This window comes from Flagellimonas okinawensis, from assembly GCF_029194005.1.
GTDB classification, from domain to species: domain Bacteria; phylum Bacteroidota; class Bacteroidia; order Flavobacteriales; family Flavobacteriaceae; genus Flagellimonas; species Flagellimonas okinawensis.
Window position 1 is genome coordinate 613,681 of sequence record NZ_JARFVA010000001.1, and the last position, 22,375, is coordinate 636,055.

Genomic DNA, 22,375 nt, shown 5'->3' on the forward strand with positions numbered 1-22,375 from the left:
AATGACGATATTTATGCATTATTGAAACCGACCAAACCAATGTATATGCGTAACCCCATACTTATTCTATTCCTTTTTGCCCTATTGATGGGCTGTGAGAAAAAAACTGAAAAAAAACTGCCCAGAATCGCTATTGCAGGACTAGGGATTGAATCCAGTACATTTTCACCTGCCCTTACCCATGAAGAAGCATTCCACCCCAAAATTGGGGATTCCATATTTAACCGTTACCCGTTTATGGAAGTAGATTCTTCTTTGAGGCAACGGGCCGAATGGGTTCCCACTTTAGTGGGAAAATCGTTGCCAGGTGGTACGGTCACCAGAGAAGCTTATGAATCTTTGGTAGGCAAAACCTTGACCATGCTAGAAGAAAACATGCCCTATGACGGTCTTTTCTTTGACATTCACGGTGCGATGAGCGTTGTTGGATTGGACGACCCGGAAGGTGACCTCATTAAAAGAATACGCGAAGTGGTAGGGACCGATGTGTTGATATCCACTTCCATGGACTTGCACGGCAATGTGTCCAAACGATTGGCGCAACACTCCGATTTGATAACTTGTTACCGAATGGCACCGCACGAGGATGCCACAGAATCGCGTAAAAGAGCCGTGGAAAACTTGGTCACCAGATTGGAAAATGGAAAAGGAAAACCTGCATATAAAGCTTGGGTACCAGTACCTATTTTGTTGCCCGGCGAAAAAACAAGTACCCGAGTGGAACCTGGAAAAAGTCTCTATGCCAAAGTTCCCGAAGTAGAGCAACAAGAAGGTGTAATCGATGCCGCTATTTGGATTGGCTACGCGTGGGCGGATGAACCACGAAACCATGCCGTGGTGATGGTAACTGGTGATGACCAAGAGCAGGTAACCGAAGGAGCGGAAAAACTGGCCAATAGTTTTTGGGATGTCCGCGAGGAGTTTGAGTTTGTCGCACCAACAAAACCCTATGAAGAAGCCTTGGAACTTGCCCTTGCTGGTGATAAAAAACCTTTTATGTTGAGTGATATGGGCGATAACCCTACCGCAGGTGGTGCTGGGGATGTTACCTGGACCTTGACAGAACTTTTAAAACGTGAGGAATTCCATGCAGCAGATGGAAAATCTTTGATTTATGCATCCATTCCGGGACCTAAACTGGTTGAGGAAGCCATAAAAGTTGGTATTGGCGGACAAGTAAGTGCACCCGTTGGTGCTGCAATTGATGACAGATATGCCCCACCTCTGGAATTGACCGGAGAGGTGACCGCCATTAAACATGGAGATGTTCATGCGGAGACCGAAGTAGTGGTAAAAGTGGACAATGCCCATGTCATCGTTACCAAAAAAAGGAAGCCGTATCACAGAAAATCTGATTTTACCAACTTGGGGCTGACCCCTAGTGAAACGGATATTATTGTGGTTAAAATCGGATATTTAGTGCCCGAACTTTACAATATGAGGGGCGACTGGATCATGATGTTGACGCCTGGCGGTGTGGATCAAGACTTAGAGCGTTTGGGACACAAAAGAATCATCAGGCCCATGTTCCCTTATGATAAGGATATGGAACGCCCAGACCTGTCGGCACGATTGATCAAGGCTTCGGACGAGCTGGACTAAACGGTAACTGCTTGGTTCAAATATTGACGAAAGGGTAGCATTTCCTTGTAAACCTCAACGATTTTTTCCTTGAAATCATTGCTGAGGACGTCCTCCTTGGTCAAGCCATATTCTACCGCGAAGGTTTTGTTACGCAACAATTCAATGTGCGGATGGTCATTGGAAAATCCTTTGGGGGATGACACCAGTTTTTCATCTTCATATAAACCACCGAACATTTTTTTGAAAGAAGGTTTATCAAGAATAGCCTGCAATTCCTCCCCGTTGTAATCGATAGCATCACGAATACTGCGAAGGGTTTTGGAATCGGGTCGCCAACGACCGCCGGCCAACAAACAATTTTTCAAGCCTATTTCAATATAAAAATCGGCAGAATTGGGCGCTTTGTCCAAGCCAGCACCAAAATGGTCCTTATAAATAGGTTTGTTCGGATGGAACATCAAATTATTGTTGATGCGATTGATGCCCTTTTTGCCCGGAGTTGGGTAATAATCATCATGGAGCTGGGCCATGGTCATATCCAAATCATCAAGCCAAGCAATGAAATCGTTACGGAGGGATTTGTACCATTTACGGTTCGCATCCATCCATTCCTTGTTATTGTTTAGCTGCAATTCTTCCAGAAAATGGAACAGGTCGTTGAAATTCATATCCACAAAAGAAGTGATTTTTTTAGATATCAGATGTTGGATTTTCGGAAGGTTGGATTCTTGGAGTTGGGCGCTTGTCATTCCGCACCTGATTCGGAATCCATTTTTTGATGAGATGCTGAAACAAGTTCAGCATGACCTTGAACCTCGGCTCTCCTAACTCCTGACTTCTTGATAACGGATTTCTCGACTGCTCCTTCGACTGCGCTCAGGATGACAGCTCGAAATGTCATCAAGGTTCATTCTTCTAGAATCTATTATCCCCATCGAGCAAATCACCAAGACCGCCTAAGATGCTGCCTTCGCCTTTGTCCTTTCCGCCACCTCTCGGTGCAGCGGCCCATACACGGCTGGCCAATCTACTAAATGGTAAGGATTGAATGTAAACGGTTCCAGGACCTCGTAATGTAGCAAAGAAAAGTCCCTCACCACCGAAAACGGAATTTCGGATGCCTCCAATAAATTCAATGTCGTAATCTACGGTATGGGAGAAACCAACAATACATCCCGTATCCACTTTTAAGACTTCACCGGGAGCTAATGTTTTTTTGGCCATAGTTCCTCCAGCGTGCACAAAGGCCATGCCATCGCCTTCCAGTTTCTGCATAATGAAGCCTTCACCTCCAAAGAAACCACGTCCCAGACGTTTGGAGAATTCAATTCCCACGGAAACGCCTTTGGCCGCACACAGGAAAGCATCTTTTTGGCAGATAAACTTCCCTCCTTTTTCAGATAGGTCGATAGGAACAATTTTACCTGGGTAGGGCGAAGCAAAGCTTACTTGTTTTTTTCCTTGACCAACGTTTAAGAAAGCGGTCATAAAAAGGCTTTCACCTGTGAGCAATCGCTTACCTGCAGAGAATACCTTGCCCAAAACACTGGTATCTTGGTTGGAGCCGTCACCAAAGATGGTGTCCATTTTAATATCCTGGTCCATCATCATAAAAGTGCCTGCTTCGGCAACAACAGCTTCTTGAGGGTCCAGTTCTATTTCCACATATTGCATTTCCTCGCCGTAAATGTGGAAGTCTATTTCGTGTGCGTTCATTTTGTATTGATGTTTTTTGATTTCTATTTATATGTTGGGGAAATGGTTGTTTTGTTACAGTTTAAAGAAAACAGATGTACTCAATCTTATGCCATAAACCTTTAGCCATAACTATCCCTTCACCTTCACTGTCCATTCAAAATGAAAGGTGGATACCTCTACCCCATCTTGGTTTACACCTACGGCTTTCATCCAACAGGTTTGCCCCTCTCCAGTTTCAACGGTCTTTCTTATCGCATCGGCAATCAGTTCGCCATCCTCGCATGTAAAATTGATTCGTCCCGTAGCCTTTTTGGTAAAGGTGGCTTTATTGTTGGCCACCAGCATGGAGACCTTTTTGCCACTTTTCTGTATTTCGTTCATCACCAATGCGCCGGTACTCAACTCGGCGGCCATTCCTTGAACGGCCCAAAACATGGATTTAAAAGGATTTTGATTGATCCATTTATGTTTTACCGTGGTTATTGCCTTTTTCTCATCTATATATTTAAGTCGAATACCCGTCCACCATGCCGAAGGGAGTTTCATAAAAGTGAACATATTGATTTTACTGGGTGTAAGTGCCATACGATTTATTTAGTTCCGCTAAAAATAGGTAAAAAGATGGTATTGAATATTGTTAATTTTTTGTTAATTTATAGTACTTTGTTTTGCATAGTACCATCTTTTGGATATATATTTGCATGGTAAGCTAATAGGTAAACCCTTTTACAATCAAAAAACATCAATCAAAAATGGCAACTACAATCACCAAACACGAACGAAATTTATCCGCGATCATCCACGCGTCCATGTTCTCGAAGTACTTTATTCCTTTTGGAAACTTTATACTTCCGTTGATCTTATGGACCGCCAACAAAAAAGAGCACGCGTTTGTCGATTACAATGGCAAACAGGCTCTTAATTTTCAAATTAGTATGTTGCTTTACTCCATCGTGGCAGGTTTGGTCACCATCCCATTTTTTATCGGATTTTGGCCAGACTTGTTCGATTGGAACTTTTACGGGTTCAATGGACTGAGTGACTTTAACAACCTTAATATTCACTTTGATAGTGACGATTTCAGGTTTGGAAGATTGTTTTGGCCTGTAGGCATATCAGGTTTTTTACAAGTGGCCCTAGCGGTTGTAAACATTGTATTTACCATTTTGGCCACTATTAAAACCAATGACGGAGAATATTTTAAATACCCGTTTACCATAAAATTCATCAAATAACACAGGAGCTTAATCACCTCCAAAGCATTCATCATCAATCAAAGAAAAAGGAGTTTAACCATCAATCAAAAAACGAAAGAAACAATCATCAATCAAAGAACCGTTTCCACTCCCCTGCCCAATTCAGGGGAATGGAGTGGAAACGTAACCAAACCAAAAGTTTGGTAGAACAAAAACGAACTGTTAATCAGATGCCGAACCCAGTTCAGCATAAATTTAGAACCATGAAATTATGAACATAGAAAACACAAAAGCACAAATGCGCAAGGGGGTTCTGGAGTATTGCATCTTGTCCATCCTAAAGGATGATGACAAGTATGCCTCAGAAATTCTGGAAGCCTTGAAAGACGCAAAGATGTTAGTAGTGGAAGGTACCATATACCCTTTGCTCACAAGGCTTAAGAACGCCGGATTGCTCAACTACCGTTGGGAAGAATCCACATCGGGACCACCCCGTAAATATTACGCGCTCACCGAAACAGGCCAGTTGTTCCTTAACGAACTCAACGGCACCTGGGACGAACTAAGAAATGCAGTCAATCTGGTAACCAACACAAAATAGAATCAAAAAATGAACAAGACAGTAAATATAAATCTAGCAAATACGCTCTTCCACATAGACGACGATGCGTATAACAAGCTGAGACGGTACCTGGAGTCCATAAAGCGCTCCTTTTCCGGTACCAAGGGAAGCGACGAGATCATTGCCGATATAGAGGCCAGGATTGCCGAGCTCTTTCTCGAAAAAATGGAGAACGAACGCCAAGTGATCACACATAAAGAGGTTGATCAAGTAATCGACGTAATGGGACAACCCGAAGATTACATGGTGGACGAAGACATTTTTGAGGACGAACCCCAAAAGAGACATTCGGAACCAACATCTGCCAAGGCAAAAAAACTGTATAGGGACATCGACCACAAATATATTGGTGGTGTCTGTGCCGGTTTAGAGCATTATTTAGGAATAGATGCACTATGGATTAGGCTTATTTTTATCCTATTGGCCGTATTTACCAGTGGTTTTGGACTTATTGCCTATATCCTATTATGGATATTGGTTCCCGAGGCCGCCACAACCTCCCAAAAATTGGATATGCGGGGGGAGCCCGTCAACATCAGCAATATAGAACGCAAAGTTAAAGAGGGGTTTGATGATGTTGCGGACAAAGTAAAAAGCGTTGACTACGAAAAAGTGGGCAACAAGGTCAAAAGCAGCTCCAAGACCTTTTTTGATACCATCGGGGATATTATACTGTTCCTGTTCAAGGTATTTGGCAAATTCATTGGAATACTATTGATCATTATCGGGGCAGCGACCTTGGTAGGCCTATTCTTTGGTCTGTTCACCGTAGGTATGTTCGATGCTGTTCATGTGCCCGGCGTAGATTTCTATGAAATTGTAAACACCTCCGGAGCACCGGTTTGGGTAGTATCCATCTTGTTGTTCTTTGCCGTGGGTATTCCGTTCTTCTTCTTGCTTTACTTAGGCTTGAAGATATTGGTCACCAACTTAAAATCCATCGGAAACATTGCCAAGTTTTCCTTATTGGGTCTTTGGTTGATTTCCATAGGACTATTAATGTACTTTGGAATCCGACAGGCAGCCGAATTCACTTTTACGGGCAGTGTAAATGATAGCAAGGAATTGGTTATGGAAGTGCCTTCCGATACCTTGATCATTACAATGAAGGAAACCGACATGGATTGGGACCGAGATGAAATTCATTTTGGTAGAATGACCTTTGGTTATGACGAAAACGACAACCGTATTTTAATGTCCGATGACATCGATATCAAAATTCGAAAGTCGGACACAGATTCCATACGTGTCAATGTTAGAAAAGATGCCGATGGCAGTTCTACACCTGCAGCTCGCGACCGTGCAAGAAACATAGCATATACCTACACGGTTGATGGTAATGAAATGGTACTCGATAAATTTTTGACCACGGATATATCGAACAAAGCAAGAAACCAAGAGGTTACGGTAACCATTTATGTTCCCGAGTCCAAAACGGTTTATTTTGATGATTCCACAAGCAGATACATTGGAAGAGGCATAGACAACGACCAAGGTTTTTACAGAAGTGGCATGGCTGGCCAATACTGGTTGATGAATGACGACGGGGAGTTGCAATGTTTGGATTGTCCTGAAGATGACGACGATGACGACGATTCCAATGGTAAAGGCAAAATTATTATCAACGAAGATGGTATAGACATCAACATTAAGGACGACCAAGATTCATTTGAAATGAAAATCAACGAAGATGGCGTAAAAGTTAAAGCCAAAGAAAAAAGTAACAATTGAGACCCTTAATTCGTCAATTCAGTAAAGCATTATTTAAAACACACATATAAAAACAGACATTTGAACTGATTTTAGTATCAGTAATCATCAAATTATTTTTCAAAATCAATCAATAGTAAAACAACAATCATGACAACACTAGCAAGATTAGCAATCGCCGCACTCCTATCCCTCTTTGCATCCTCATGCATGATGGATATGAACTTCGGCAACGGAAAAACAGGTAACGGCGAAATCGTAGAGGAAAGCCGCGACGTAAAAGAGAGTTTTGACATCGTTTCTGCATCCGAAGGTATCGATGTATTCGTAACCCAAGGTTCTGATTTTAAAATTTCTGTGGAGGCCGATGAAAACATCATAGACCTTATTGGAACAGATGTTAAAGACGGTAGACTAAAAATCCACGCCATTGAGAATATTGGGCGTGCCACTAAAAATGTATATGTTACCCTACCGGAGATCATTGCTTTGGAAAGTTCTAGTGGTGCCGACCTTATCGCTCAAAATGTCATCAAGGCAGAAAATATTGAGTTAGATGCCAGTAGTGGTGCCGACCTTCATGTAGAAGTAGTTGCCAGAGAAGTATCTGCCGATGCCAGCAGTGGTGCAGACATTAAGGTATCCGGGCAGGCCGATGCCCTTTTTGCCGATGCCAGCAGCGGTTCGGATATCAAAGCTCAGGATTTGACCGTAAAAAGATGCAATGCAGACGCCAGTAGTGGTGCAGATATCTCCGTAAATGTATCGGAGTCGCTTGTAGCAGATGCCAGTAGCGGAGCAGATATAAGGTACAGTGGCGATGCCAGTGTAGAAACAAAAAAATCGGTTTCTGGCAGCGTTCGTAAATATTAATCCAATTCCCTTTAAATATGCAATGGCCCGCTGAATTTTCAGTGGGCTTTTGTCTTTATTATGTTTGCTTGAAGCCCTATCTTAGCAGGACTCAATACCTAACTAATTATGCAGATAGCGCTCAAAAAATACACCCTTCAATTAGCACATACCTTTACTATTTCCAGAGAATCCAGAGACGAACAGGATACCTTGGTCGTTTGTTTATCACTCGATGGCAAAACTGGTTATGGAGAAGCTACCTCCAACCCTTACTATAAAATTACAATAGAAGGGATGATGGCCGAAATAGAAGCTGTCAGACACCAAATTGAAGCATACGAACTGGATACTCCAGAAAATTTTTATACGTTTTTAGAATCGCTCGACCTCCACAAATTCACACTATGTGCCTTGGATTTGGCCGCGAATGATCTATACGGAAAACTAAAAGGTAAACCACTTTACGAAATATGGGGCACCACTACGGATAAGTATCCTAAAACAAATTACACCATTGGTATAGACACCATAGAAAAAATGGTGGCCAAACTGCAGGAAAAGCCTTGGCCGTTGTACAAAATTAAATTGGGAACCTCCGACGACGTAGCCATTGTAAGGGAACTACGCAAACATACCGATAGTATTTTTCGGATTGATGCCAATACCGCATGGACAGCAGAGGAAACCATTAAAAATGCCCCCTTATTGAAAGAATTGGGGGTGGAATTTCTGGAGCAGCCTCTCAAAGCCGATGATTGGGAAGGAATGGCATTGGTGAAAGAACAATCTGTTCTACCCGTTATTGCCGACGAGAGTTGTATTATAGAAAGTGATGTGGAACAATGCGGCCCCTATTTTCATGGCATCAATATTAAACTGACCAAATGTGGGGGACTCACCCCTGCCCGCCGCATGATAAAAAAAGGACGAGAACTTGGACTGCAGCTTATGGTAGGATGCATGACCGAATCTACCGTTGGTATCTCTGCCATTGCCCAACTATTGCCCCAATTGGACTATGTGGATATGGATGGAGCCATGCTTTTAAAAGGTGATATAGCAAAAGGTGTTGAGATTTTGGAGAACGGAAAAGTTATTTTTCCTGAGCTGCCAGGAAGCGGAATAGAATTGCTATAATGGCCTATTCGATACAAAGCATACCAGACCGGCAAATCTTGATCAACGGAAAACCTCATTTATATTTTGGTGGAACCGCCTATTTGGGATTGCAGAACCACGGTCCTTTTAAAGAGCTGTACATAAACAATGTCTCTAAATACGGAATGCATTACGGAGCTTCTAGAAAATCGAACGTAGCAATTGACATTTACGAAGAAGGCGAAAGCTATTTGGCAAAATGGGTGGGCAGTGAAACCTGTTTGACCATGTCCAGCGGATACTTGGCAGCCCAATTAGTGGTCCACACATTATTGGAGAAAGGACACCAAGTTATCGCCGCCCCATTTGCACATACGGCACTATTGATTAACGGTGTAAGGACCACCAACAGTTTTGAAGAGTTGCACGAGTGCTTAACAAAAGAGTTGGATAAGGAGAAAATGCCCGTGGTTCTATTTGACACCATTGACTTTTCAGGAAAACAATTTCCTAATTTTGATGCCTTGCACGCACTTTCTTTGGAAAAGGTAATTCTTGTTGCGGACGATTCCCACGGCATTGGTATTGTCGGCCGCGAAGGGAACGGCTGCTACCAAACCCTAAAAAAATTGCAACCGGCAAAACTTTTGGTCTGTTGTTCTTTAGGTAAGGCCTTGGCCATACAAGCAGGTGCCGTTTTTGGTACCGAACAAGATATTAGAATGTTGGAAGCAACACCTTTTTATGGTGGTGCTAGTCCAGCGTCACCTGCATTTATAGCAACCCTTAAGGAGGCAGGTAATTTGTACATGGATCGCCTAAAACTACTGAAGAGCAATTATCAATATTTCAAATCCCAATTAAAAAACCCTTCTTTTTTTGATCACATGGACGGACACCCGACATTTGAATTTCAAAATTCCGAAGTGGCCTCGGCATTGAGCCAAAACGGGTATGTATTTACTAACTTCAACTACCCCGACGAAAATGGTCCTTTGGTAAGTCGCATAGTACTAAGTGCTTATCATAAAAAAGAGGATATTACCAGGATTACACATCATGTTAATGCCATTACCAATTAGAATTGCTTTATCAGATATTGGTTATTTTGCGTCTATCAACTAAACTCAAAATCCATAAAATCACTTTATGAAACTTACAACTAAATATAACTCTGGACCTCGTTTGCTCATATTGATTGCATTAATTATTTCCAGCTGTAAAACCGAAAATAGTGCAGCGATCAATCAAGTTGATGAAATAATCACATCGATACAAGAGACATACGCCCCAGATAAAAGGGTGGCTCTTTTTGATGTTCAATCCGAAAAGAAATCTACAGGATATGTTTTAAGGGGAAAGACCAACCTGCCTGAGGCCCTTGACAACCTTAAAAATGAATTGGAAGCTCAAAAAATCAATTATACCGATAGCATTACACTACTACCTTCAGCCGATCTTGACGGTAAATTTTATGGTGTCATCTCCAACTCGGTTGCCAACATAAGGTCCAAACCCTCGCATTCGGCAGAATTGGTCACACAGGCCACCTTAGGAATGCCCTTGAATGTATTTCAAAAAGAAAGAGGTTGGTATCTTATTCAAACCCCCGACAAATATTTAGGATGGGTAGATAGTGGAGGTTTGACTCTTATGGAAAAGAACGATTTTGATTCGTGGCAAGCAGATAAAAAATTAATATACACCCACACTTATGGGAAATCCTATGAAGATGCTGATGAAACTTCCCAAGTAGTTTCCGATGTAGTGGCCGGGAACATTTTTAGTTTAATGGCGGATAAGGGTGCATTCTATAACGTACAGTATCCAGATGGTAGAAACGCTTTTATATCCAAGACAGAAGCCGAACCCTTTGAGGCATGGAAATCCAAATTGACCTTTGAAACGGATAATTTGGTCGAAACATCCAAAACGATGCTTGGTGTTCCCTATTTATGGGGCGGAACTTCCACAAAAGGGGTGGATTGCAGTGGTTTCACTAAAACAATCTATTTTATGAACGGTATGATCATTCCTCGTGATGCATCCCAACAAGTGCATGAAGGTACCTTAGTGGACGACTCCAAGGAGTTTGATAAACTTATTCCCGGAGATCTTCTCTTTTTTGGTCGCAAAGCTACGGACTCCACCACCGAACGTGTAGTGCATGTAGGAATGTGGATCGGCAACAATGAGTTTATCCATTCATCGGGCAAGGTACGTATTAGTAGCATGGATCAAAATGCAGAAAACTTTGATCAACCCAATTATGATCGCTATTTACGCACTAAACGTATTTTAAACAATACCGATGAGGGGCTTATCTATTTAACTAAAAAAGAGATTTTTTAAAATGTAGGCGATCTACTGACATTATCTGAAAGATGAAATTGTCATTTTCCCAAAAACAATAATTATTAATTGCAATAAACTCATTTTTAAGCTCTAATAATTTAATATTGTTAATATTATTTCTTACCTTTTAAATATTAACAAACTTAAAAGTAGGGCATTATGAAAAAATCGGTTTTACTTTTCACTCTCATCTTTGTTTTTGTAATTGCAGGAAGCTTTACAGAGCATGATCCCAATAGCCCATCCATTGAAGGTACCTGGGAACTCCAAAGTTTTTACAATTACGACGGGGAAAACGTGATAGACACAATTAAAAAATCTGATGGTTACCGTCAGGTTAAAATGTATTCCAAGGAAAAAATTATGTGGACCCGTTATGTACCGGACGATCCCAATGGAAGATTTGGCTACGGTTCTTACAGGGTAACGGATAATTCATTGATTGAGATTATTGAATATGGTGATGACGATATGATGAAAGCATTAGACACCATGCGCAACTTTACCTTTGAACTAATCCTTAAAGAAGATACATTTAGTCAGATTACCGTTGATTCGGACGGAAACAGAACATTTTCAGAAAATTACAAGCGGATTGATTGAGTTGCAATCAATAAAAAAGGCGCTGAAATTTTCAGTGCCTTTTTTTATTGAAATTTATGTAGGCTGCTACACTTCCATTAAGAAGCCAGCATTTCTTTGCTTTCTACAGCAGCTAGATATCTCTCTGCATCCAAGGCAGCCATACAACCTGTTCCTGCAGCAGTTACAGCTTGTCTGTAAATCTTGTCCTGAGCGTCTCCACTGGCAAACACTCCCGGTTTATTGGTCTTTGTGGATTTTGGTTGCGTAACAATGTATCCTGTTTCATCCATGTCCAATTGCCCCTTGAACACATCGGTGTTCGGTTTATGTCCAATAGCAATGAACAATCCGGTAACCGAAATTTCTTCCTTCTCCCCTGTTTGATTGTCCACTATTCTAATTCCTTCTACAACTTGGTCACCCAATACCTCATCTACCTCTGTATTGTAACGGATTTCGATATTGTCGATACTGTTCACCCTGTGTTGCATTGCCTTTGATGCTCTCATATGGTCCTTACGCACCAACATGGTAACTTTGGAACATATATTGGCAAGGTAAGAGGCTTCCTCGGCGGCAGTATCCCCTGCTCCAACAATGGCGACTTCTTGTCCTTTATAGAAAAAACCGTCGCAAACAGCGCAAGCAGATACTCCACCACCTCTTAAACGTTGTTCACTGGGCAAATTCAAATATTTCGCGGAAGCACCAGTGGATATGATTACGGTTTCGGCCTCCAATTGAGTCGACTCGTCCACGGTAACTTTATGTATTCCTCCAACTTCATCACTGAACTCCACAGCTGTGATCATACCAATTCTTACCTCGGTACCGAACCTTTCGGCCTGTTGTTGCAATTGCATCATCATAGCGGGTCCATCTATTCCTTCTGGATACCCCGGAAAGTTGTCTACCTCGGTTGTAGTGGTCAACTGTCCGCCTGGTTCCATCCCTGTATATAAAACTGGTTTTAAATCTGCTCTTGAAGCATAAATTGCTGCAGTATAGCCTGCAGGTCCTGACCCAATGATCAAAGTTTTAATTCTTTCCACTTGTTCTGACATAAATCTTCTACTGAAATGTTACCTTACAAAAGTAGGTTTTTTGTCCAAAAACTTACACCACTGTCTTTTTTGGTTTTCTCAAAAGATGTGAACAATTGTGAATGAAGGGTATAAATGGTAGGTTAAAATGGTGCCAAATAAAAAAGAGCCGCATAAAAGCGGCTCTTTTTCGAAAAAGTAGGTCAAATTTATGGGAACATATATTTGATCTTAAAACCGTTACAACCAAGGGGCTCAACCTCAAAAACCCCTTGGAGCAACGTAAAACCTTATAAGTAATAAGAAGTTAGGTAAAGAACACAAAGTACCCTATAATCACCCCATCCTATCAAAGGTTTTAATTTAAGCTAAAAAGCTTCGTGTTAACTGGAACAAACATACTACTGTCCAGCCATTCAGATGGGGTACAATTAATCAATGGGGCTTTTCCGTTAACGAATGCCCATTTTCAATTTATATTCGAATTTTAGGAGGGTCTTGTAAGAAAATATTTATGAAAAATTCAAGATATTGAACTCCAAACAATTACAGCAAATCCGATTTATTGTTTGTATTTCAATTTTTTCTCGATGGTTTCTATCATAACATTGGCAATATCCTTACCTGTAGTATTCTCGATACCTTGAAGTCCGGGTGAAGAGTTCACTTCCAACAACAATGGCCCTTTATTGGAGCGAATCAAATCAACACCTGCCACATCCAAATTGAATACTTTGGCAGACTTAATAGCCAGCTTACGCTCTTCTGGGGTAATCTTTACTTTAGAGGCGGCTCCACCTTGGTGGATATTTGCCCTGAACTCTCCCTTTTGAGCAGTTCTTTGCATGGATGCCACTACTTTTCCGTTCACTACAAAACAACGAATATCATGTCCGTTGGCTTCTTTTATGAATTCTTGAACCAATATATTGGTCTGGACGCTTTTAAAAGCATTGATCACACTCTCCGCTGCTTTATTGGTCTCCGCCAACACCACACCTTTACCTTGGGTACTCTCCAATAATTTAATGATCAACGGTGCTCCACTCACCATACGAATCAAATCCTTGGTATCCATAGGGGATTTGGCAAAACCCGTTGTTGGAATGTGGATATCGTTTTTGGAGAACAATTGGGAGGCAAACAATTTGTCCCTAGACCTACCAATGGAATCGGCCGAGTTGAGGCAATACACGCCTAAAGTATCGAACTGTCGCAGAAGGGCACAACCATAAAAGGTTACCGCTGGTTTAATACGAGGGATTACCGCATCGAACTTGTCCAATATGTTACCGCCTCGATACCTGATCTCTGGAGTACTGGCATCAAGTTTCATATAAACGTGCTCCACATTAAGGAATACGACCTTGTGCCCCCTCATTTCCCCTGCCTCAATAATTCTTTTATTGCTATAAAGGTTGGGGTTACTTGCCAATAGGCCCAAACGAAGTCCTTTCTTCTCGGTAATATAGGGTTTGTATTTTTCCTCCAATTCTTCTTCTGTAATATCGCCTTGGATAAAACTTTTTGAAGGGTCGACCAAGTAACGGCCATTGATGGCCTCACGCCCCAAAAGCATGCGATACTCCATAGTATCCCTATTGGCCAGGGTCAATTCGATCTCAAAGGCATCCCCGTCGATATTCATCATAGTTTTTATGACTGGGCGTTCTTCGGATATTCCTTGTGAGCTTTTTACGTGGCGTACATCCACCAATTTTGCCTGACATAAAATGGATATGCTCCTATTGTCTTGAACCGGGTTAACTTCAAAACGTACCCATTCCTCCAAGCCTTTTGAAAAAATTTTGATCTTACTGGCTTGTATAGATGATGTTTTTGCTCCAGAGTCCACTCTGGCCTTAATGGCCGGTATTCTCAAATCATCGAATTGGCACCATTCTTCGCTACCCAATATTTTATAATCGCTCAAAACAATATGTATTTAACTGATTAATCGCATTATGAACAAGTCCATCACCTCCACCAAGATCAAAATAATAATGATCCACTCGAGCCTACTGCTCTCCCTGTGGTCCATTATATTCATGAACAGACTTAGGTTTTCCTTGATCACAATGCCTTGTTCCTTTATATTTCGGTACCGTTCCTTTAGATCAAAGATTTGTTTTAAACCCTTGTCCAATCGGTCCAGTTCCAAATCTTCCCACACTACTTCATGGGAATCAAAAATATATAGGTTTTCAGAAATTTGATTGTTTATGTTCAATACTTTGGCAATATGCCGTTTCAATTTCTTTCCACCTATATCCAACTTTCCATTTTGTTCCAGATAGGTCGTATGCCTACGAGTTTCTTTCATGGCCTGATCCGATAGCCCTGCAAAATAATCAAGGGCCACAGATTGGGATAAGTGCAACAATGCCAAACGAATGCCTTCGACATTGGTTTCCGGCAAAATTACCTTGTCATGATCAATAGTGGCCTTATCTATATTGGCAACAAGCTCCATTTCCATGGTCTCGGTGCTGTCTGTTGGCCTCCATTCCTCGCAATATGGTTTGATTTCCATCAAAAGTTGTGAAATCTCGTTTTCGTTGTATCCAAAAAAGGATACGACCCCATATCTGAAGATATAAAGGTAACGTGATGTATCGGAATAAAAAAGTTCATCCCTGTCCCCGTACACAAGTTCTTTGCTCAATGCTTTCCTACAAGCAGTTATGTTTATGCTTGTAGCCAGGTGAAGGGCCATTGCCTTGGATTCCATCGTAGAATGTTAGGTAAATAAGAATTTATTCTTCCTCGGAACTTTCGAGTTCTTCGGTGTCCAGTGAACGGTCCTCGTCATCTTGGTCATCAGTATCGGAATCATCAAAATCTTCCATGGCCATAACTAAACGTTTGCTCACTTTAACAAGGTAGGCGGTGTCCTCGGTTCTCACCTCAACACACTCCACCACCTCATTACTGGCATTTCTATAGGTAACAATATCGTCGTCGTCGTAACCATCAGGAAACTTTTCAACCAATAAATTGAGCATGTTCTTGTCCAATTTTTTAAAATCAACGATTACTCGTTTTAATGCGGGGGTTTGTCCTTTTCTCATGGTTACATGTCTAATAAGTAGGCAAAAATCAGGGGCGCCACAATGGTTGCATCTGATTCAACAATAAATTTTGGGGTATCGATATCCAGTTTCCCCCAGGTAATCTTTTCATTGGGAACTGCCCCGGAGTACGACCCATAGCTTGTGGTGGAATCACTGATTTGGCAGAAATAGCTCCAAAACGGGGTTTCTGTTTGCTCCAAATCCTGATACAACATAGGCACCACACAAATAGGGAAGTCTCCTGCAATTCCTCCTCCAATCTGGAAGAATCCAATACCATTTTCAGAGTTTTTGGAATACCAATCGGCCAAGAAAGTCATATACTCAATACCGGATTTTACGGTACTCGCCTTTAGTTCTCCTTTGATCACATAGCTGGCAAAAATATTCCCCATGGTGCTGTCTTCCCAACCTGGAACAACTATTGGCAAGTTTTTCTGTGCCGCAGCGTACATCCAAGAGTCCTTGATGTCGATTTCGTAGTATTGCTCCAAAACTCCGGAAAGCAACAGTTTGTACATAAACTCATGAGGAAAATAGCGTTCGCCTTTTTCGTCAGCCTCCTTCCAGATATCGTAAATATGTTTTTGTAACCTTCTAAAGGCTTCTTCTTCCGGAATACAGGTGTCGGTAACACGGTTTAATCCATTTTCCAATAGATCCCATTCTTCTTTTGGTGTCAAATCCCTGTAGTTGGGCACTCGCTTATAGTGCGAATGGGCTACAAGGTTCATAAGGTCTTCCTCAAGGTTGGCCCCGGTACAGGATATAATATGAACTTTATCGGTGCGTATAATCTCTGCAAAAATCTTTCCGAGCTCAGCTGTACTCATGGCACCCGCCAATGAAACCAACATTTTAGCGCCATTGTTCAATTGATCCTCATACCCTTTAGCGGCATCTACAAGGGCTGCAGAGTTAAAGTGTAAAAAGTATTTTTGAATGAATTGTGATATTTCTCCTTTGTTACTCATCGTAATCGTCTAAATTATTTTTGGATTTTTTGAAGTCGTCGTCACCGTCATCAAAATTATCATCCATGTATTCGTTATTGTTTGAAAATTTATAGCTCAACATTTTATAGTAGAGCTTAGCGGCCAAAAAGTCTGATGACCTATCAATATCGTTTGGACACAATTCTACGATATCGAAACCTACTACGTTCTTTTCTTTAAATACCCTTCTTAAAAAATCCAGGGTTTCGTACCAAAGTAGTCCCCCTGGCTCAGGTGTACCGGTCGATGGCAAAATTGAAGGATCAAAAGCATCCAAATCAAAGGTGATATAAACGTTGTCAGTCATCAAATCAAGAGCGGAATCCATCCAAAAATCATCTGAAACCATTTCGTGGGCAAAAAATACTTTGTCCCGATCCATAACCAATGTTTCAGTATAATCCATGCTCCTTATACCCACCTGTACCAAATTGGTAGTCTCGTTGGCCTCGTACAATGCGCATGCATGATTGTATTTGGTTCCCTCGTACTCCTTTCGCAAATCGGCATGAGCATCTATTTGAAGTACCGTTAGATCTTCGAAATATTCGTTGAAGGCCCTAATGGCACCAATGGAAATTGAGTGCTCCCCGCCGACCATGGTTACTAGCTTGTTGCGGTTAATATACTCTTTAACGGTCTTGTGAACTGCCGCTACCATGGAATCCGGTGTTTCAAAATCGTCAATGGCATCTGCCAAATACACCCCTTGTTTGTAAACTTCGCTATCGGTTTCGATATCGTAAACCTCCATGTTTTCTGAGGCTTCCAAGAAGGCTTCCGGACCTTTGTCCGCACCTTTTCCCCAAGTACTGGTACCATCATAAGGAACGGGCAACAATACTACTTTGGCTTTTTCGGCCGAACCGTATTCCTTTGGAATACCGGCATATGTTCTTTCTGTTTTCATTTTTTTAATTACTGTCTTTTTCAATTATTGCTTGGCACTGGTAAATCATCGACTTTGACCTTGGTCTCTGTCGCTTTTTTATTGCCATAACCCAATATGGAAAGGAATTCCCCAGCGGTTTGTTGCTCTGAAAAAACAGAGGACACCAAATTTCCATCTTCATCCCTGCTTATGAGTATTTGTTTGGGATTTGGGATCAAGCAATGTTGTAATCCTCCGAAACCTCCAATAGTTTCTTGGTAGGCTCCTGTATTAAAGAATCCAATATATAGGGGCTTATCTTTTTTGTACCTGGGCAGGTAAATAGCATTCATATGCTGTTCGGAATTGTAATAATCGTCGCTATCACAGGTGAGTCCACCCAATAGTACACGCTCATACTCTTCGTTCCAACGGTTTATGGGCAACATTATAAACCTTTTGCTAATAGCCCAAGAATCCGGCATAGTGGTGATGAAAGATGAATTGATCATGTTCCATTTTTCACGGTCGTTTTGTTGTTTTTGATAGAGGACTTCGTAAATATTTCCTCCACTCTCCCCTACTGTGAAACTACCGAATTCGGTAAAAATGTTGGGCGGTGCTACACCAGCCTCCTCGCACGCTTGCGAGATTTGATGGATAATCTCATCTACCATATAGGCATAGTCGTATTCGTATGCCAACGAGTTTTTGATGGGAAAACCACCACCAATATTTAAGCTATCCAATGTGGGGCACACCTTTTTTAAGTTAATGTACACTTTTAAACACTTTAAAAGTTCGTTCCAATAATACGCCGTATCCCTTATCCCTGTATTGATGAAGAAATGAAGCATCTTTAATTGAACTTGGGTATTTGGCTTTATGGATTGGTTGTAGAACGGAACAATGTTCTTGTAGCCAATGCCCAACCTTGATGTATAAAACTCGAACTTTGGTTCTTCCTCCGATGCAATTCGTATTCCTATTTGGAACTTTCCGTCTATGGCTTCGCCCAACAAGTTGATTTCTTCATAATTATCTATAATCGGAATACATTTCTTGTGGCCTTCGTTAATCAACCTAGCTATATTCTGTATGTACTGGTCCCTTTTAAAACCATTACATATTACATAGTTGTCCTTGGTGATCTTACCCGCCTTTTTTAAATGCTCCACGATATCAATATCGAAAGCTGAAGAGGTTTCAATGTGTATGTCGTTTTTTAACGCCTCATTGAGTACATGCTCAAAATGTGAGCTCTTTGTACAATAGCAATAATGATACTTCCCTGGATAATTATGTTTTTCAATTGCCGAGTTGAACCAGCCTTTGGCCCTTTGGATGTTCTCCGATATTTTGGGCAGGTAGGTAAACTTTAATGGGGCACCATATTGTTGCACCAAATCATAAAGATCTATGCCGTGGAATTGAAGTTTGTTATCCTTGAGTTGAAATTCCTCTTGTGGGAAATCATAGGTTTGCTCGATTAAATCGATGTATTTTGTTTTCATTTAAAATTCGTAATTGTTTATTAAGATAAAGAGAAAAATAGAAGTCTAAAAATCTATCAAACTTCAGATACGAAATTCAAATACAGTGCAGGGTACAAAGTAAGGTGTACGTGAGAAATCACGATAAAATTGATGTTGTTCTTCGAAAGTCAGCCCGTGTATTCGGTGTCTTAATCTTAAGACGGCTTGTTGGGTAGACTTTCTTATCCCCAAAAGCCCGAACATGAAAAAAGTCTTCAAAGCTTGTAGGCAATGCGTCCAAATTAACTGGACTCATTTATGGAGCAAACATAAATAAAAATCCAATACTGCAACTTTTTTTTGAAAAAAAATTAAACGGTTTAATTAATTGATTTTCAATATTTTAAATTCAATAATAAAAACTAGAAACCATTACTAATAAAAACTGGCCAGCAGAAAACATCTACCGGCCAGATATAATTTAAATGAATTTAATGGCTATCCTACCAAAGGTGGCCTATCATTTATAAATGGCTGTTTGTAATAACGTCTTCCAGTGGCTTTGTACAATGCATTGGACAGCGCTCCGATTGCAGGTGGCAAGGAGGGCTCACCCAAGCCTGTTGGGTCTATGCCATTGTCCACAAAGAATACCTCAATATTCTTTGGTGCCTCCGAATGTCGGATAAGACGATATCTATCAAAATTGGTCTGCTCCGGTTTACCATCATTAAAGGTCATTGCGCTATAGGTCGAGTGTCCTATACCATCTATCATACCTCCTTCAATTTGGTTTTTGGCAGCCAAGGGATTTATAACAATACCGCAATCTACTGCACACCAAATATTATCAACACGTGGCATATCGCCGCCATCTTCCAGTTCTATCACTTGGGCCACATAAGAATTGTGACAGTAATATGCGGCAACTCCCCGTGCTTTTCCGGATTCTGAACCCCAATTGGCTTTCTCTTTCACCAACTTAAGTACGCCGGCATAACGTTCTGGGTCGTAATCATTCTGCTTTGGGTCACCTACAGGATTGTTGATAGCTCTATCAAAAAGCTCCAATCGGAAATCCAAAGGATCTTTCCCGGCAGCTTCTGCAACTTCATCTATAAAAGCTTGTTCAGCTCCAGCGATAAAATTAGATCGCGGTGCTCTCCAAGCACCAGTGGTTACATTGGTCTGAAGACTATGCTTTTCCGCCAAGTAATTGTCTACTGCGCCGGCAGGGAAACGATTTTCAAATATTAGATCATCATTGGTACCTGCTCCTCTTACATGCCAAGCTATAAGGTTGCCCTCTGCATCAAGGCCAGCTTTAAACTTAACTTTATAAGATGGTCTGTATGTACCTTGTGTCATATCATCTTCCCTTGAATACACCAATTTTATGGGGGCATTCATTTTTTGGGAGATAACGGCAGCTTCGATTACAAATGGTCCATATAGTCGGCGACCGAAACCACCTCCCATACGGGTCATCATAATATCTATTTTTTCAACGGGCATACCCAAACGGGCGGCAACCGTCTTTTCGGTGAATTCCGGCGTCTGTATCGGCCCCAATAATTCCGCTTTCTCAGGGGTTACATGGGCGAAAAAGTTCATCGGCTCCATAGTATTATGAGCCAGATAAGGTGCCGAGTATGTGCTTTCTACGATTTTGGCCGCATTTTTAAAAGCGGAATCGACATCTCCATCTTTTCTTGCTGGAGTTTCAGTGGGTTTTTCGAGCAATTCTGCCAAGGCTTCCTCATGGTAAGATGTACTTTCGGCAGTGGAATCTTGCTCCCACTCTACCTCAAGTGATTTTTTTGCCTGCATGCATTCCCAAGTGCTGTTACCTACTATAGCAACAAGTTCTGCAATGCCTCCTTGATCGGACCATTGTTTCTCGATACCTTCTGGATACACTTCAAAATGGAACACATCTTTAATACCTGGCATGGATTTTACCGCATCTGCGTTCATACCTTTGTATTTCATCCCGAATGCTGGTGGGTGTACGATCATGGCCGTTAACATGCCTTCTTTGTATACATCCAGTCCAAACAATGGTTTTCCTGTGACTATTTTTTCTCCGTCTACATTTTTTTTATCCGTTCCGATAATGGAAAAGTCTCCGTTATCCTTCAATGCTACCTCTTCGGGCACTTCTATGTTTGCAGCGGCTGAGGCCATTTCCCCGTAGCCTGCGGAATTTCCACTTGCTTCGTGGGTAAGTACTCCATCTTTGGTAGTAATTTCATCTGCGGATACCTCCCAAGCTTGTGCAGCAGCTTCTTTTAACATATGTCGTGCAGTAGCTCCTGCCATTCTAAGACTTTCCCATCCTTGTCGGATAGACTGGCTACCACCGGCCAACTGTCTTGTGAAAATGTCCGTGTTTAAAGGAGCTTGTTCCACAATCACGTTTTTCCAAGCCACATCGAGCTCTTCGGCCACGATCATAGGCATGGAAGTTTTTACGTTTTGGCCGATTTCTGGGTTGGGAGACATAATGGTAACCATACCATTGTCACCGACTTTTAAAAATCCGTTGAGTTCAAACCACTCCTTTGGCAAGCTGTTAACCTGTTCAGGAGTCATTTTACAAGATGCCAACCAGCTAAACCCAATTACAAGTCCACCACTAGCCAATCCTGTATTTCTTATAAAGGCACGTCGTCCTATTTTTGTTTTTACAAGTGTCATGATACTAGTTTTATGGGTTAGGATTTAGATGCCAGTTTCACGGCTTTTTTGATTCTGGTATAGGTTCCACAACGACAAATATTACCGTTCATGGCCATTTCTATTTCTTCGTCTGATGGGTTAGGATTTTTATCCAAGAGCGCCGAGGCTGTCATAATCTGACCTGCCTGACAATACCCGCATTGTGGAACGTCAACTTCCAACCATGCCTTTTGAACTGGATGGTCGCCATTTTCAGATAACCCCTCAATTGTCGTGATTTCCGAATTTCCTACTGATGAAACAGTGAGCATACATGCTCTTGTTGCTGTGCCGTTCAAGTGAATGGTGCATGCTCCGCATTGGGCAATACCACAGCCATATTTTGTTCCGACTAAATTTAAGTGATCTCTTAAAACCCAAAGGACCGGGGTGGACGGGTCCACATCGACCTCTTGTTTTGTTCCGTTGATGTTAAGTGTAAAAGTTGCCATAATGTTGATTAATTCCTTTGAAGTTAAATATTTCTATTAAC

Annotated in this window: 22 protein-coding genes; 9 read left to right on the forward strand and 13 right to left on the reverse strand. The window is 41.5% G+C overall.

Going from position 1 to position 22,375, the window contains the following annotated elements; all coding sequences use genetic code 11:
• Positions 1-45: 45 nt before the first annotated feature.
• Positions 46-1,602, forward strand: coding sequence for a M81 family metallopeptidase (locus tag PY091_RS02960; protein ID WP_275648266.1), 1,557 nt, complete (start codon positions 46-48; stop codon positions 1,600-1,602).
• Here PY091_RS02960 and PY091_RS02965 read toward each other — a convergent pair.
• The 4 genes from PY091_RS02965 to PY091_RS02980 all read right to left on the reverse strand — a co-directional run bounded on the left by PY091_RS02965 (position 1,599) and on the right by PY091_RS02980 (position 3,867).
• Complete coding sequence (locus PY091_RS02965; RefSeq protein WP_275648764.1) at positions 1,599-2,252, reverse strand: DUF2461 domain-containing protein; 654 nt, start codon at positions 2,250-2,252, stop codon at positions 1,599-1,601. The two genes, PY091_RS02960 and PY091_RS02965, sit on opposite strands and share 4 nt — an antisense overlap.
• A 77-nt stretch (positions 2,253-2,329) precedes the next feature.
• Positions 2,330-2,485, reverse strand: a complete 156-nt coding sequence (locus PY091_RS02970) for a hypothetical protein (RefSeq protein WP_275648267.1) — start codon at positions 2,483-2,485, stop codon at positions 2,330-2,332.
• 14 nt (positions 2,486-2,499) lie between these two features.
• Positions 2,500-3,300: a TIGR00266 family protein gene (locus PY091_RS02975; protein WP_275648268.1), complete on the reverse strand. Its 801-nt coding sequence runs from the start codon at positions 3,298-3,300 to the stop codon at positions 2,500-2,502.
• 111 nt (positions 3,301-3,411) lie between these two features.
• A complete protein-coding gene (locus tag PY091_RS02980) occupies positions 3,412-3,867 on the reverse strand; it encodes a DUF4442 domain-containing protein (protein WP_275648269.1) in 456 nt (151 codons plus the stop codon).
• Between the two features lie 167 nt (positions 3,868-4,034).
• Here PY091_RS02980 and PY091_RS02985 point away from each other — a divergent pair, with 167 nt between their 5' ends.
• The 8 genes from PY091_RS02985 to PY091_RS03020 all read left to right on the forward strand — a co-directional run bounded on the left by PY091_RS02985 (position 4,035) and on the right by PY091_RS03020 (position 11,721).
• Positions 4,035-4,517, forward strand: coding sequence for a DUF4870 domain-containing protein (locus tag PY091_RS02985; RefSeq protein WP_275648270.1), 483 nt, complete (start codon positions 4,035-4,037; stop codon positions 4,515-4,517).
• A gap of 232 nt (positions 4,518-4,749) precedes the next feature.
• Positions 4,750-5,079: a PadR family transcriptional regulator gene (locus PY091_RS02990; RefSeq protein WP_036385693.1), complete on the forward strand. Its 330-nt coding sequence runs from the start codon at positions 4,750-4,752 to the stop codon at positions 5,077-5,079.
• A gap of 9 nt (positions 5,080-5,088) precedes the next feature.
• Positions 5,089-6,831 carry a PspC domain-containing protein gene (locus PY091_RS02995; RefSeq protein WP_275648271.1) on the forward strand — a complete coding sequence of 581 codons (1,743 nt, stop codon included), beginning with the start codon at positions 5,089-5,091 and terminating at the stop codon, positions 6,829-6,831.
• A 129-nt stretch (positions 6,832-6,960) separates the two neighbouring features.
• Complete coding sequence (locus PY091_RS03000; protein ID WP_275648272.1) at positions 6,961-7,683, forward strand: head GIN domain-containing protein; 723 nt, start codon at positions 6,961-6,963, stop codon at positions 7,681-7,683.
• 108 nt (positions 7,684-7,791) lie between these two features.
• On the forward strand, positions 7,792-8,802 hold the full coding sequence (locus PY091_RS03005) for a dipeptide epimerase (protein ID WP_275648273.1): 1,011 nt from the start codon (positions 7,792-7,794) through the stop codon (positions 8,800-8,802).
• Positions 8,802-9,845 carry a PLP-dependent aminotransferase family protein gene (locus PY091_RS03010; RefSeq protein ID WP_275648274.1) on the forward strand — a complete coding sequence of 348 codons (1,044 nt, stop codon included), beginning with the start codon at positions 8,802-8,804 and terminating at the stop codon, positions 9,843-9,845. Before PY091_RS03005 ends, PY091_RS03010 begins: the two co-directional genes overlap by 1 nt.
• Before the next feature lie 67 nt (positions 9,846-9,912).
• Positions 9,913-11,115 (forward strand): C40 family peptidase, encoded by a 1,203-nt coding sequence (locus tag PY091_RS03015; protein WP_275648275.1) that lies wholly within the window; start codon positions 9,913-9,915, stop codon positions 11,113-11,115.
• A gap of 162 nt (positions 11,116-11,277) precedes the next feature.
• Positions 11,278-11,721, forward strand: a complete 444-nt coding sequence (locus PY091_RS03020; protein ID WP_275648276.1) for a hypothetical protein — start codon at positions 11,278-11,280, stop codon at positions 11,719-11,721.
• Positions 11,722-11,798: 77 nt separating this feature from the next.
• Here the strand turns inward: PY091_RS03020 and trxB are convergent, their stop codons facing one another.
• The 9 genes from trxB to PY091_RS03065 all read right to left on the reverse strand — a co-directional run bounded on the left by trxB (position 11,799) and on the right by PY091_RS03065 (position 22,334).
• A complete protein-coding gene (gene trxB, locus PY091_RS03025; protein WP_275648277.1) occupies positions 11,799-12,767 on the reverse strand; it encodes a thioredoxin-disulfide reductase in 969 nt (322 codons plus the stop codon).
• A 541-nt stretch (positions 12,768-13,308) separates the two neighbouring features.
• The gene (rimK, locus tag PY091_RS03030; RefSeq protein ID WP_275648278.1) at positions 13,309-14,679 is read right to left on the reverse strand and encodes a 30S ribosomal protein S6--L-glutamate ligase; all 1,371 of its coding nucleotides are present in this window, start codon (positions 14,677-14,679) and stop codon (positions 13,309-13,311) included.
• A gap of 12 nt (positions 14,680-14,691) precedes the next feature.
• Positions 14,692-15,477: an RMD1 family protein gene (locus PY091_RS03035; protein ID WP_275648279.1), complete on the reverse strand. Its 786-nt coding sequence runs from the start codon at positions 15,475-15,477 to the stop codon at positions 14,692-14,694.
• Positions 15,478-15,502: 25 nt separating this feature from the next.
• Positions 15,503-15,817, reverse strand: coding sequence for a hypothetical protein (locus PY091_RS03040; protein ID WP_275648280.1), 315 nt, complete (start codon positions 15,815-15,817; stop codon positions 15,503-15,505).
• Between the two features lie 2 nt (positions 15,818-15,819).
• Positions 15,820-16,794 carry a deoxyhypusine synthase family protein gene (locus PY091_RS03045; RefSeq protein WP_275648281.1) on the reverse strand — a complete coding sequence of 325 codons (975 nt, stop codon included), beginning with the start codon at positions 16,792-16,794 and terminating at the stop codon, positions 15,820-15,822.
• Complete coding sequence (gene speB, locus PY091_RS03050; RefSeq protein ID WP_275648282.1) at positions 16,787-17,725, reverse strand: agmatinase; 939 nt, start codon at positions 17,723-17,725, stop codon at positions 16,787-16,789. The genes PY091_RS03045 and speB overlap by 8 nt, the downstream gene beginning before the upstream one ends.
• Positions 17,726-17,745: 20 nt before the next feature.
• Positions 17,746-19,200, reverse strand: a complete 1,455-nt coding sequence (locus PY091_RS03055; protein WP_275648283.1) for an arginine decarboxylase — start codon at positions 19,198-19,200, stop codon at positions 17,746-17,748.
• Between the two features lie 459 nt (positions 19,201-19,659).
• A complete protein-coding gene (locus PY091_RS03060; RefSeq protein ID WP_275648284.1) occupies positions 19,660-21,861 on the reverse strand; it encodes a xanthine dehydrogenase family protein molybdopterin-binding subunit in 2,202 nt (733 codons plus the stop codon).
• A gap of 17 nt (positions 21,862-21,878) precedes the next feature.
• On the reverse strand, positions 21,879-22,334 hold the full coding sequence (locus PY091_RS03065) for a (2Fe-2S)-binding protein (RefSeq protein WP_275648285.1): 456 nt from the start codon (positions 22,332-22,334) through the stop codon (positions 21,879-21,881).
• Positions 22,335-22,375 lie beyond the last annotated feature (41 nt).